The organism is Streptomyces sp. P9-A2 (genome assembly GCF_036634175.1).
GTDB lineage: Bacteria > Actinomycetota > Actinomycetes > Streptomycetales > Streptomycetaceae > Streptomyces > Streptomyces pratens.
Map to the genome: position 1 here is coordinate 2,740,664 of NZ_JAZIFX010000001.1, position 12,309 is coordinate 2,752,972.

Genomic DNA, 12,309 nt, shown 5'->3' on the forward strand with positions numbered 1-12,309 from the left:
GATGTCGCAGATGCCCCAGCAGGCCGCCCTGTCGAAATGCCCGAACTGCGAGGAACCCCTCGAATCGGGTGATCGATTCTGCGGTGCGTGCGGATACGACCTGTCGGCCGTCCCGGCACCGCCGGTGGACCATCCGACGATCACCATGAACACCGGGAACGCCATGAACACCGGAAACGCAGGTAAGGCCGGGAACGGCGCGGTGCCGTCGCCGAGTCCGGCGGAGCGCGGGGCACCCCCGCCCCCGCCCCCGCCCCCGGTCGCACCCCCGGGGGCCCCGGTGGCTCGTCCGGCGTCGGCGCCGATGCCGAGCGAGCCGGACTGGCCCGATGTCCGCCCGGACAGTTCCGGCGTGTCCGCCCCGACGCACCGGCCCGCGGACCTGGCGGGCACCGACTCGGCCGGCCTCCCACTGACCGGCCACTCCCGCCCTCACCCCCACTCCCATTTCCATTCCCAGTACTCCGCGCCCGCGCCCGTGCCACCTCCCCCGCCCGCGGCGCCCCCCGCCACGGCTCCGGCCGCCGGGGCGCCCCGGTCCTCCGGCGTGCGCTTCGACCGTCCCACCCAGCCGGTCACCGACCCGGTTCCGCAGCCACGCGCCCAGCAGGTCCCTCAGCCGGGTGCGCGCCCCGTCGCCGGTCCGGGCGCGCAGCCCGAGGAGTACCCGCTGCAGGCCCCGGACCCGCGCGTGGCCGCCGAGCAGGGCGTCGAACAGGGTGGCGAGCAGGGCGCGGCCGCCCCGGGCAGCACCGTGTGCGTGGCCTGTCGTGCGGGCAGGGTGGACGACGACGGCTACTGCGAGAACTGCGGCCACGCCCAGCCACGCGAACGGGACCACATGGAACAGGAATGCGGCCCGCTGGCCGTGGTCAGCGACCGCGGCCTGCGCCACCACCGCAACGAGGACTCCTTCGGCATCGGCACCACCACGCTGCCCGACGGCTCCCCCGCCTCCGTCGCGATCGTCTGCGACGGCGTCTCCTCCGCGACCCGGCCCGACGAGGCCTCGCTGGCCGCGGCCCGGGTGGCGAGCGCGTCACTGCTCGCGGCCCTGCCGCGCGGCACGCACCCGCAGCAGGCCATGCACGAGGCGATCATCGCCGCGTCGGACGCGGTCAACGCGCTGGCCGACGAGCCCGAGACGGAACGGGAGCGCGCCCCGCACCAGAACTCCCCGGCCTGCACCTTCGTCGGCGCCGTGGTGACGGACGGTCTGCTGGTCGTCGGCTGGGTCGGCGACAGCCGCGTGTACTGGGTCCCGGTGGACCGCGCCGCTCCCCCGGCCCGGCTCACCGAGGACGACTCGTGGGCCGCGCAGATGGTCGCCGCGGGCCTGATGGGCGAGGCCGAGGCGTACGCCGACCAGCGCGCCCACGCGATCACCGGCTGGCTCGGCGCCGATGCCTACGAACTCGATCCGCACACCGCGTCGTTCAAGCCGGACCGGCCGGGAGTGGTCGTGGTCTGCACGGACGGGCTGTGGAACTACGCGGAGTCGGCCGAGGAGATGGCCCGGGCCGTCCCCGCCGACGCCGCCGTCCGCCCGCTGCACGGTGCGCGGGTCCTGCTCGGACACGCCCTCGACGGCGGGGGCCACGACAACGTAACAGTGGCTCTCGTGCCGTTCCCGGCCGTGCCGTAGGGGGCAGGATCGGCCTGAGGCCGCGTACGACAGGCCCTTGACGGGGAAAGTACAGGGAAACCGCAAGGAATCGCAGGCAACCGCAGGAGAGCTGCGGACAAGCACCGGCGAACCGGAGGGGACCGGTCCGCCTTCTGTCGTCGCCCCGTTCGTCGGGGTTCTCCAGGGGGAGAGAAGCAGGCATGGCCAATTTCGCGAAGTCGAACGTGCCGCGGTTCTCGGTGGACGTGTACCAGAACGAGTATCTGCCGGAGGGCGGCCGCGAGGTCAACGCCATCGTCACGGTGACCGCGACCGGCGGCGGCACCGTCGGCAGCGCGGTGGCGGCACCCCACCTCTACACGCCGGGTGAGGGGCCGTCGGCGGCCGTGGTGCTCATGGTCGACTGCTCCGGCTCGATGGACTATCCGCCGACGAAGATGCGCAACGCCCGCGACGCCACGGCCGCCGCGATCGACGCCCTGCGCGACGGCGTGCACTTCGCGGTGGTCGGCGGCACGCATGTCGCCAAGGAGGTCTATCCCGGCGCCGGGCGGCTCGCGGTCGCCGACGCCGCCACCCGCGAGCAGGCCAAGCGGTCGCTGCGCACGCTGAGCGCGGGCGGGGGCACGGCCATCGGCACCTGGCTCAAGCTGGCCGACCGGCTGCTGGCGTCGGCGGACGTGGCGATCCGGCACGGCATCCTGCTCACCGACGGACGCAACGAGCACGAGTCGCCCGAGAATCTGAAGGCGGCCCTGGAGGCGTGCGCCGGACGGTTCACCTGCGACGCCCGCGGCGTGGGCACCGACTGGGACGTGAAAGAAGTCACAGCGATCGCCTCCGGCCTCCTCGGCAGCGCCGACATCGTCGCCGATCCGGCCGGACTCGCCGACGACTTCACGCGGATGATGGAGACGGCGATGGGCAAGGAGGTCGCGGACGTCGCTCTGCGGCTGTGGACCCCGCTGGGCGCGGCCGTGAGATTCGTCAAACAGGTCGCGCCGACGGTCGAGGAGCTGACGGGGCGGCGCACCGAGGCCGGCCCCCGCGCGGGCGACTACCCGCTGGGTTCCTGGGGCGACGAGTCCCGTGATTACCACGTCTGCGTCGAGGTTCCGGCCGCGGACGTGGGGCGGGAGATGCTCGCCGCCCGGCTCTCGCTGATCATCCCTCAGCCCGCCGGCGCCTCCGCCACAAGCGGCGCGGAGGGCGTCCAGAAGCTCGGTGCGCAGGGTCTGGTGCGCGCCGTGTGGACGGACGACATGGCCTCTTCGACGTCCATCAACCCCCAGGTCGCCCACTACACCGGGCAGGCCGAACTGGCCCAAGTCATCCAACAGGGCCTCGATTTGCGCAAAGCGGGTGATTTCGACGGAGCAACGTCCAAACTGGGCCGGGCCGTCCAGCTCGCGAGTGCCTCCGGCAACGCCGATACTGCGAAACTGCTTGCGAAGGTGGTGGACGTGGTCGACGCCGCGACCGGTACTGTGCGACTGAAAGCGAGGGTCGAGGAGGCCGACGAGATGACACTCGAAACCCGGTCCACCAAGACTGTTCGTGTAAAGAAGTGAACGCGAGTTGAACGAGCCCGGCCTCGGGCCGGAGAACTTCGGTCGGAAGCGACCGGACAAGGAGAGGAGGAAGCGCCGACATGCCGACCTGCCCGAACGGACACCAGTCGGGTTCCGACGACTGGTGCGAGGTGTGCGGCCACCGCATGGCGGGGTCCGTGCCGCCGCCCCCTCCTCCTCCCCCGCCGCCCGGCGGTGGTTACGGATTCCCGCCCCCGGGTGGCCAGGGCGGTCCCGGCGGCCCGGGTGGATACGGAGGGCCCGGGGGCCCGAACGGCCCCGGCGGTCCCGGCGGTCCCGGCGGCAGAGCGGAGCTGTGCCCGCAGTGCCGCACGCCCCGTGAGGGCGCCGCGCCGTTCTGCGAGGAATGCCGGTGGAACTTCCTGACGAACACGGCGACCTCGTACACCCCGGCAGCCCCGCGCCCCGGCGGTCCCGGCCCGGGTGGGCCCGGACCCGGCGGCTCCGGACCCGGTGGCCCCGGACCCGGTGGCCCCGGACCCGGTGGCCAGGGTGGTCACGGCGGATACCAGCAGCAGCCCCCGCCCGGCCCGCCGTACGGCGGTGGCAACGGTGGTGACTCCTACGACTACCAGGGCTCCCGTCCGTCACAGATGAACCGGCCGGCCGAGCCGATCCCGCCGGGCCCGCCCGGCTTCGGCGGCGACCCCTCGCGCCAGGCACCGCCGCCGCCCGGACCGGGCGGATACGGAGGCCCCGGTGGGCCCGGCGGTCCGAACGGTCCCGGTGGGCCCGGTGGTCCGAACGGTCCCGGTGGGCCCGGTGGTCCGCACGGCGGACCGGGTGGTCAGGGCGGTCAGGGCGGATACGGAGGCCCTGGCGGCCCGAACGGTCCCGGTGGCCCGAACGGTCCCGGTGCTCCGCAGGCGTACCGGTCCGGTCCGCCGGCCCCGCCCGGATTCCCGCAGGAGACCGGCCGGCCTCCGCAGCAGGGCGGTCCCGCCTTCGGCGGCGACGACGACTGGGTCATCCCTCCGCCGTCCGGCGGTCCCGGTGGCGGCCAGGGCGGTCCGAACGGCCCCGGTCAGCACGGGCAGCAGGGCCAGCACGGGCAGGGTCAGCACGGGCAGGGGCAGCACGGCGGTTACGGCTACCCGCCGCCCGGCGCGACCCAGGCGCCGCCCGGTCCCGGCGGCTTCCCGCAGCAGCCCCAGGGTCCGGTGACCTGGACCGCGACGATCGGTCCGGACCGCGATTACTTCATGGCGATGATGCACCGCTCCGGCCCCGAGGCCACGGGCCTGAACCTGCCCGCGTACTCGCCCGAGCAGCAGCGCGCTCTGACCGGCAACCAGCTCACGATCGGCCGTCGGCGCCACTCCACCGGTGACACCCCCGACATCGACCTGTCGACGCCACCGGAGGACCCGGGCGTCTCGCACCAGCACGCGGTGCTGGTGCAGCAGCCGGACGGCAGCTGGGCGGTCGTCGACCAGAACTCGACGAACGGCACGACGGTCAACGGTTCGGAGGAACCGATTCAGCCGTTCGTCCCGGTCCCGCTCCAGGACGGCGACCGCGTCCACGTGGGCGCCTGGACGACGATCACCATCCACCGCGGCTGAGAGAAACCGGGTCGGGCCGAGAGCGGCTTCAGGAGGGCAGCACCCAGCGGTGCGGCCCTCCTGGGTCGTCCAGCCACGCCCAGCACCGGTCCTCGCCGACCGTGAGGCCGTACCGCTCACGCTCCGGCCGTCCCTCGCGCCACCACACCTCGTACGCCTCCCCGGCCCCGATGCTGCCCGCGGTCAGCGCCAGCAGGAACCGGAACCGGTCGCTGCCCCTGGCCCGGCGCGGCACGTCGGCCAGGTCGGTCTCGTCGGCCGGCACCGTCCGCGACCGGTTCGCGCCGCGCAGGGGGACGAAGTAGGCGGGCGTGTGCAGGAAGCGGCCCTCGGCGTACTTCGGGCCGTGCACGGTGAGGGCGATCAGACCGGTGGCGAACGGGGCGAGGACGCGGGCGCCGGGCCGGCACTGGGCGAGCCAGGCCCCGGGCACGGACGGCAGTGTGCAGGTCACGATGATCCGGTCGTAGGGGGCGTGTGCGGGCACCCCGCGCGCGCCGTCGCCGGTGACGACCACCGGGTGGTGTCCGGCGGCGTCCAGGTGCCGGCGGGCCGACTCGGTGATCTCCGGGTCGAGGTCGACGGTGATGACCAGGTCGTCGTCACCGAGCCGGTGGGCGAGCAGGGCGGCGTTGTAGCCGCTGCCGGTGCCGATCTCCAGGACCCGGTCGCCGTCGCGGACGCCCAGTCCGACGAGCATCACCGCCATGAGGGACGGCTGGCTGCTGGAGGAGAGCAGCTCGCCGTCGCGCATCCGGATGGCCAGCGGGACGTCCTCGTACGCGCCGCGCAGCCAGGCCTCGCCCGCCCGGGGGTCGGTGCCCTCGCCCCACCGCCGCTCGTAGCCGCCGATGGCGCCCACGTAGTAGTACGGCACGAACAGATGACGCGGAACGGTCTCGAAGGCCTCCCGCCACACCGGGTCGGCGTCGAACGCCCCGCTCGCGGCGATCTCGCGCACCAGCGCCGCCCGCGCCGAGCCGGCGAGGTCGTCCAGGTCCCGCTGAGCAGCGTGCCCACCCATGCCTCCACAGTACGAGCACCAGCACGGGGCGGGTCCCGGAACCGGGGCGGGGTCCCGTCCCGGTTCCGGGACCAAAGGGCAGAACGGCGGGACCTAGGGCTTGAGGCCTATGCCGCCCCGTCTGAGACCATGGACGGGTGACAGAGATTCGGCGCGGCACGCTTCAGGAGCAGACGTTCTACGAGCAGGTCGGCGGGGAGGAGACCTTCCGCCGGCTCGTCCACCGTTTCTACCAGGGCGTGGCCGGTGACCCGCTGCTGCGTCCCATGTACCCGGAGGAGGACCTCGGACCGGCCGAGGAGCGGTTCACGCTGTTCCTGATCCAGTACTGGGGCGGTCCGACCACGTACAGCCAGAACCGGGGCCATCCGCGGCTGCGGATGCGGCACGTGCCGTTCAAGGTCGATCAGGCCGCGCACGACGCCTGGCTGAGTCACATGCGCGACGCCATCGACGAACTCGGCCTGTCCGAGGAGCACGAGCAGACGCTGTGGAAGTACATGACGTATGCGGCGGCCTCGATGATCAACTCCCCGGGCTGAGTCACCCTCCGGGCCGAGCCCTCTCCGGACCTGGACACACCGGGGGCACACCGGCGTTCAGCGCACGCTGAGCCCCAGCGCCCCGGCCGTTCCCGCCCGACGCAGGGCGATCGACCCGTACGGCGTCCGCAGCCGGAGCCATGCGCCCGAGGCGAGCAGCACCGGCTCACCGGGGTCGCCGTCCGCACCGGCGGACGTGGCCGCCGCCCGCAGGAACCCCAGCGACTGGGCCGCGTGCACGGCCCGCACCGGAAGGTCGGTGCGGGCGACCGTGCGGGACCAGATCTCCCGCCCGATCCGGTCGAGTTCGGCCCGGGTGCGCGACTCGGGCGCCAACTCGCCCGTACGCGCCTTGAATTCGGCGACCGCGGCGGCGACGAGCGCCCGCAGGGAATCCGGTGCCGGCAGCCCGGGTTCGGCCTGCCAGCCCTTGCGCGGAGGCAGCATCCCGGCCCATGGCGGCCCGGTCACCGCGCCCGGCACGGCGGCGGTGACAGCGGTCTCGTCCACCGACTCCAGCAGCTCACCGGCGGACACCGTCACGTCCAGGGTGACGTCGATGCCGTCCTCGTACGGCTTGGCCAGCCGCACGGTGCGGACGGCCAGCACCTCGAAGGAGGGCGGCCGGCCGAACACGGCGAGTGCGGTGCCCGACGCCTGGAGGCGCACCGCGGCCCCACGGTCGTAGTGGAGCAGCCGGGAGAGGAAGGCCGCGAGGTCCGCGGCCTCCCTCTCGTCGGCGAGATGGAGCACCGTCATGCCGCGACGGCCTCCTCCTGCTCGGTGTCGGCGGCGGCGTCGCTCCCGCTGTCGCCGTCGTCCGTGTACTCCTGGAGGAACTCCCGCTCCTCCTGGGTGATCCGGCGCGGACGCTGCGCCTCGAAGTCGAACGGCACGATCACCGTGGAGGCCCGGACATAGACCTGGTCGCCGTCCTTCACCTCGTAGGTGAGGGTGAAGGAGGCGGCCCGGATCTGTGTGACCCACAGCTCGATGTCCACGGGCGCGTGCCGGTGGACGAGCTGCCGCTTGTAGTCGATCTCGTGGCGGGCCACCACGGACCCCTGCTGGAAGTCCTTGTCCGGGCGGAACAGGAAGTCGATACGGGCCTCCTCCAGATACCGGAGGAAGACCACGTTGTTGACGTGACCGTACGCGTCCATGTCCGCCCAGCGCAGCGGGCAGCGGTAGATGTGCCGCAAGAGATCAGCCCCGGGTCAGCTTCTTGTAGGTGGCGCGGTGCGGGCGCGCGGCGTCCGCGCCGAGCCGCTCGACCTTGTTCTTCTCGTACGAGTCGAAGTTGCCCTCGAACCAGAACCACCTGGACTCGCCCTCGTAGGCGAGGATGTGGGTGGCGACGCGGTCCAGGAACCACCGGTCGTGGGAGATGACCACGGCGCACCCGGGGAACTCCAGCAGCGCGTTCTCCAGGCTGGAGAGGGTCTCGACGTCGAGGTCGTTGGTCGGTTCGTCGAGGAGCAGCAGGTTGCCGCCCTGCTTGAGGGTGAGCGCGAGGTTCAGCCGGTTGCGCTCACCGCCGGAGAGGACACCGGCGGGCTTCTGCTGGTCCGGACCCTTGAACCCGAAGGCGGAGACGTACGCCCGCGAGGGCATCTCGACCTGGCCCACGTTGATGTAGTCGAGCTCGTCCGACACGACCGCCCAGAGCGTCTTCTTGGGGTCGATGTTGGCGCGGTTCTGGTCGACGTAGGAGATCTTGACGGTGTCGCCGACCTTGACCGACCCGGAGTCGGGCTCCTCGAGGCCCTGGATCATCTTGAACAGCGTGGTCTTGCCGGCGCCGTTCGGGCCGATGATCCCGACGATGCCGTTGCGCGGCAGCGTGAAGCTGAGGTCGTCGATCAGCAGCTTGTCGCCGAAGCCCTTGCTGAGGTTGTTCGCCTCGACGACGACACTGCCCAGCCGCGGGCCCGGCGGGATCTGGATCTCCTCGAAGTCCAGCTTCCGCATCTTGTCGGCCTCGGCGGCCATCTCCTCGTACCGGGCGAGACGGGCCTTGGACTTGGCCTGGCGTCCCTTGGCGTTGGAGCGGACCCACTCGAGTTCGTCCTTGAGGCGCTTCTGCCGCTTGACGTCCTTGGCGCCCTCGACCTTGAGGCGGGTGGCCTTGGTCTCGAGGTACTTGGAGTAGTTGCCCTCGTAGCCGTGCAGGCGGCCGCGGTCGACCTCACAGATCCACCCGGCGACGTTGTCCAGGAAGTACCGGTCGTGGGTGACGGCCACGACGGTGCCCTCGTACTTGGCGAGGTGCTGCTCGAGCCAGTTCACCGACTCGGCGTCGAGGTGGTTGGTGGGCTCGTCGAGGAGCAGCAGGTCGGGCGCCTCGAGCAGCAGCTTGCAGAGCGCGACGCGGCGCTTCTCACCACCGGAGAGGTTGGCGACGGCCCAGTCGCCGGGCGGGCAGCCCAGGGCGTCCATGGCCTGCTCGAGCTGGGCGTCGAGGTCCCAGGCGTTGGAGTGGTCGAGCTGCTCCTGCAGCTTGCCCATCTCGTCCATGAGCTCGTCGGTGTAATCGGTCGCCATCTGTTCGGCGATCTCGTTGAACCGGTCGAGCTTGCCCTTGACCTCGGCGACACCCTCCTGGACGTTCTCCAGGACGGTCTTCTCCTCGTTCAGCGGGGGCTCCTGGAGCAGGATGCCCACCGTGTAACCGGGGGTGAGGAAGGCGTCACCGTTGGACGGCTGCTCCAGCCCCGCCATGATCTTCAGAACGGTCGACTTACCGGCACCGTTCGGACCGACGACACCGATCTTCGCCCCCGGGTAGAAGCTCAGGGTGACGTCGTCGAGGATCACCTTGTCGCCGTGCGCTTTGCGCGCCTTGCGCATGGTGTAAATGAACTCAGCCAAGAGAAACCGTCCGGCAGCTTGAAACTGGCAGTGGGCAGATACACCCCATCTTGCCCGACCGCCACCCCTAGGGGGAAACCCGTTCCGCCCGGAACCTCCGATCCAGGGCTTCGACGGCCGCGACGGCGACTCGTCCATCACTTCTGCCACTTCCGATACTTCCGACACTTCCGACACTGTCGGTCGCTACTGGTCGGCGTCGAGAGCCCCAGACAGCCCGGGAACGGCCCTCGGCCGAGCAGACGGGCCGGGTCACCTTCGTTGTCAGTGCCTGCGGCTACGGTGCGTCCGCCATCAAGGGCAACGCTCTGGGGAGGGGCTTTGGGAGCCAAGACGGGACTGTTGGTGTACGCCGACGGCGACGTGCCGGGGTTGCTGCGACGAGTGGGTGCGGCGGACCTCGACCGGACAGCCGTCATGATGTGGCGGCTCTACCCGGACCGGGAGATCGAGCAGTGCGAGGGCTCGAACCTCTGGGACGGCGTGTACCCGCCCGAGGGAACGGTGTACGCGGCGGGCCGGCCGGGTGTGGAGGTCATCGGCGATCGGGAAGTGATGATCGGCGCCCCTTCCCGGCTCCCGGAACACCTCGCGGGGGACGCCATCCGCTCAACTGATCACCTGATAGAGCCAGTCCGACAGCACGAACGCCTGATCGCGGGTGAGCGTGATGCTCACCGTTTCGTCGTCCTCGCCGCCCGCCGCGTCCCGGGCCGGTCGGCGGTCGGCGGTTGGCACCGGTGTCGGTCAGTTGCCGCGGCCCGCCTCGCGCTGTCGGGTGATGACCAGGGCCGTTCCGCCGAGGACGACCAGGGTGATGGCGGTGCCGACGATCCAGGGGGCGGCGCTGGGGGCGCCAGTGGCGGCGAGGTTGACGTCGCCGTCGGTGGAACCGGCCGCCGCCACGGGGGCGGGGGTGGGGCCGCTCAGGGTCTGGATGTCGACGCCGGTTTCGGCGGCCTTGGTCCTGCAGTCGAGCATGCCGGTGAACCGCTTCTCGAAGCCGTCCGCGCCCTGGACCGTGAAGTCGTACGTCCGGTCCTCGGCCACCGGAACCGTCACCGTGCGGGTACCGCCCGGCTCCACGGTGTACTCGCGCTCCGCCACTTCGAAGGTGAAGGGCTCGTCGTCCTGATTGGTGGTGACGACGTCGACGCCGCCCTCGGCGCAGTTCTTCCGGGCGGTCATCGCCGGGATCGCGCCCTGCTCCGCCCATGTCGCGCTCGCCGTCGCGGAGACCGTCGAGGTGCTGGAGCCGGCCAGGATCTGCGTCTGGCTGCGGCTCTCGGCGGCGAACGCCCGGCCGACCGGCACCGTGGCCGAGGCCTGCGCGGCCACCTGGACCGTGCCCTCGGGCGTGTCCTCGGGTATCTCGAAGAACACCTCGGTGCCGTCCACCGCGCTGATGACCGGCAGGCCGTCCGCGTCCAGGATCCGCACCCCGCTCGTGGCGGCGTCCACCGGCGGCGACATCGTCACACCGCGCGCGTCCGTACGTACCGTCACCGGGCCGAGCAGCTCTCCGGGGCGTCCGGAGACGACCGGCGGGTCCAGGGTGAGCGACGCCTGCGGCTCCGCCTGGTCGCGCGCGTTCTTCTCCAGGTAGTCGGCGAGCTGCTCCGCCTGGGGGTCGACGGCGTCCACGTCCACGTTGTCGGAGTAGCGCCAGATCGCCACCTGCGTGCCGGCCGCCGCGTCCTGCTCGGTCAGCTCGCCCCGGACGCCCGCCCGGTCGGCGAGTGCCGCGAGGTCGTTCACCTGGGGGTAGGAGTTCCGCAGGATCCAGTGGATCCGGCCGGCGTCCTCGTTGGCGCCCAGCGAGGTCCCGCTCCAGTCGGCCTCGTGGTACTCGGCGTCCGTCTGCGTGGGGGTGTGGATGTCGACGCAGTAGGTCTGCAGCATGCCGCCGCCCTCGACGGACATCTCGAACAGGCCCGCCGACACCTGCTGGTCCCCGGCGGCGCCGCGGATCACGGCCTCGCCGTACGTCTTCAGGCCCTCCACGGTCGCCGCCGCTCCGCCCTCACCGTGCGTCGCCCCGTCGTCGGCCACCGCCGTCCCGGCGCCGGCGAGCACACCGGCGGCGATGAATCCGGACACCAGCGTTCCGGCGGCGAGACGTCTCACCGGCCCGAGCCCACGTGCGGACGACGCAGAGAATCCAGAGGACGCAGCAAACACCGATTTCCCTTCCGAGCGGGACCCGTTGACGTGGGGGGCGGGTCCCACCAGCAGAATTACCGGCCCCGAGAACCCCGGGAGCCATGCCCGGAATCCTAAGTACGTCGCGAACCGCGTCCGTCGGTGATCACGTCGGAGGGCTGATCCGACGTGGAATCGTTATCGCCGGAGTGGGTACGAACACGGCCTGTCGATAAATCATCTCGGGATCGTTCGCCATGGATTCGCCGATAAGCCGCACTTCGGTCAGCTCCGTCACCGAGGGCCGGACCGGCGACATCACGTCACCATGGCTGGTTCCGGCGACGGTTGTGCGGCGGCAGGCTGGGTGGTGGCGGTGCCGGCGGCGGCTCCGACCATTTCCGCGACACCCACCACGCCCGTCACACCCGCCACTTCGACGGTTTCGGCGGTCTCGGCGGTCTCGGCGGTTCCAACCTCCTTGGCTCCCTCGCCCGGCCTGGTCTCCCACGTGGGTTCCGGCCGGTCCGGGGAGGCCTGTTGCGGGTCCGGGCGGCCCGCCCGGCGGAAGGCCGACGTGCCCCGGGCCAGGTCGTGACCGATCGCCACCGCGTCGAGGTCCGCCGAGGTACGGCCCTGCTGCCCCTCGCGGGTCTCCGTGCGCACCTTCAGCCTCCCCTGCACGATCACGGGTTCGCCCACCGACAGCGAGGCCGTGGCGTTGGCGGCGAGCTGGCGCTGGGCCCACACCGTGAAGAAGTTGGTGTGTCCGTCCGCCCACATGGCCTTGTCCCGGTTCCAGTACCGCGACGTGACCGCCAGCCGGAACCTCGCCACCGGTCCGGACGCCGTCTCCCGGAACACCGGCTGCGTCGCCACGTTTCCCACCGCGCAGATCATCGTCTCGTTCATCGCGCCTGCCTCCCCCGCCCGGATACCGGCACCG

Annotated in this window: 11 protein-coding genes and 1 pseudogene; 5 read left to right on the forward strand and 7 right to left on the reverse strand. The window is 71.9% G+C overall.

The features are described 5' to 3' along the window. The first annotated feature begins 1 nt into the window (after position 1). From V4Y04_RS12420 to V4Y04_RS12430, 3 genes are all read left to right on the forward strand, one after another. On the forward strand, positions 2 to 1,645 hold the full coding sequence (locus tag V4Y04_RS12420; protein ID WP_332427712.1) for a PP2C family serine/threonine-protein phosphatase: 1,644 nt from the start codon (positions 2 to 4) through the stop codon (positions 1,643 to 1,645). A gap of 182 nt (positions 1,646 to 1,827) precedes the next feature. Continuing rightward, positions 1,828 to 3,198: a vWA domain-containing protein gene (locus tag V4Y04_RS12425; protein WP_332427713.1), complete on the forward strand. Its 1,371-nt coding sequence runs from the start codon at positions 1,828 to 1,830 to the stop codon at positions 3,196 to 3,198. An 80-nt stretch (positions 3,199 to 3,278) separates the two neighbouring features. After that, complete coding sequence (locus V4Y04_RS12430) at positions 3,279 to 4,784, forward strand: FHA domain-containing protein (RefSeq protein ID WP_332427715.1); 1,506 nt, start codon at positions 3,279 to 3,281, stop codon at positions 4,782 to 4,784. 28 nt (positions 4,785 to 4,812) lie between these two features. On the opposite strand, the gene V4Y04_RS12435 is transcribed toward V4Y04_RS12430, so the two are convergent. Beyond that, the gene (locus V4Y04_RS12435) at positions 4,813 to 5,808 is read right to left on the reverse strand and encodes a methyltransferase domain-containing protein (protein ID WP_332427717.1); all 996 of its coding nucleotides are present in this window, start codon (positions 5,806 to 5,808) and stop codon (positions 4,813 to 4,815) included. Between the two features lie 137 nt (positions 5,809 to 5,945). Here V4Y04_RS12435 and V4Y04_RS12440 point away from each other — a divergent pair, with 137 nt between their 5' ends. Beyond that, entirely contained in the window at positions 5,946 to 6,350 is a 405-nt protein-coding gene (locus V4Y04_RS12440; RefSeq protein ID WP_332427719.1) for a globin, read from the forward strand. Between the two features lie 57 nt (positions 6,351 to 6,407). Here V4Y04_RS12440 and V4Y04_RS12445 read toward each other — a convergent pair whose 3' ends face one another. From V4Y04_RS12445 to ettA, 3 genes are read right to left on the reverse strand one after another with little or no spacing between them, the layout of a single operon-like run. Further along, entirely contained in the window at positions 6,408 to 7,109 is a 702-nt protein-coding gene (locus tag V4Y04_RS12445) for a hypothetical protein (protein WP_332427720.1), read from the reverse strand. Further along, positions 7,106 to 7,552, reverse strand: a complete 447-nt coding sequence (locus V4Y04_RS12450; RefSeq protein WP_332427722.1) for an acyl-CoA thioesterase — start codon at positions 7,550 to 7,552, stop codon at positions 7,106 to 7,108. The genes V4Y04_RS12445 and V4Y04_RS12450 overlap by 4 nt, the downstream gene beginning before the upstream one ends. 4 nt (positions 7,553 to 7,556) lie before the next feature. After that, a complete protein-coding gene (ettA, locus tag V4Y04_RS12455; RefSeq protein ID WP_332427723.1) occupies positions 7,557 to 9,221 on the reverse strand; it encodes an energy-dependent translational throttle protein EttA in 1,665 nt (554 codons plus the stop codon). A 345-nt stretch (positions 9,222 to 9,566) separates the two neighbouring features. Between ettA and V4Y04_RS37745 the strand changes: the two are divergent. Then, positions 9,567 to 9,806, forward strand: a pseudogene (locus V4Y04_RS37745) (DUF6928 family protein); the annotation flags it as partial. Positions 9,807 to 9,830: 24 nt separating this feature from the next. Here the strand turns inward: V4Y04_RS37745 and V4Y04_RS12460 are convergent. The 3 genes from V4Y04_RS12460 to V4Y04_RS12470 all read right to left on the reverse strand — a co-directional run bounded on the left by V4Y04_RS12460 (position 9,831) and on the right by V4Y04_RS12470 (position 12,275). Then, the gene (locus V4Y04_RS12460; RefSeq protein WP_332427724.1) at positions 9,831 to 9,959 is read right to left on the reverse strand and encodes a hypothetical protein; all 129 of its coding nucleotides are present in this window, start codon (positions 9,957 to 9,959) and stop codon (positions 9,831 to 9,833) included. Positions 9,960 to 9,968: 9 nt separating this feature from the next. Further along, entirely contained in the window at positions 9,969 to 11,348 is a 1,380-nt protein-coding gene (locus V4Y04_RS12465; RefSeq protein WP_332427725.1) for a Cys-Gln thioester bond-forming surface protein, read from the reverse strand. 333 nt (positions 11,349 to 11,681) lie between these two features. Then, positions 11,682 to 12,275: a single-stranded DNA-binding protein gene (locus V4Y04_RS12470; protein ID WP_332427726.1), complete on the reverse strand. Its 594-nt coding sequence runs from the start codon at positions 12,273 to 12,275 to the stop codon at positions 11,682 to 11,684. Positions 12,276 to 12,309 lie beyond the last annotated feature (34 nt).

Bases quoted from the DNA above. Each gene is read 5' to 3' on its own strand.
- V4Y04_RS12420 (WP_332427712.1), top strand. From the start codon at position 2: ATGTCGCAGATGCCCCAGCAGGCCGCCCTGTCGAAATGCCCGAACTGC.
- V4Y04_RS12425 (WP_332427713.1), top strand. From the start codon at position 1,828: ATGGCCAATTTCGCGAAGTCGAACGTGCCGCGGTTCTCGGTGGACGTG.
- V4Y04_RS12430 (WP_332427715.1), top strand. From the start codon at position 3,279: ATGCCGACCTGCCCGAACGGACACCAGTCGGGTTCCGACGACTGGTGC.
- V4Y04_RS12435 (WP_332427717.1), bottom strand. From the start codon at position 5,808: ATGGGTGGGCACGCTGCTCAGCGGGACCTGGACGACCTCGCCGGCTCG.
- V4Y04_RS12445 (WP_332427720.1), bottom strand. From the start codon at position 7,109: ATGACGGTGCTCCATCTCGCCGACGAGAGGGAGGCCGCGGACCTCGCG.
- V4Y04_RS12470 (WP_332427726.1), bottom strand. From the start codon at position 12,275: ATGAACGAGACGATGATCTGCGCGGTGGGAAACGTGGCGACGCAGCCG.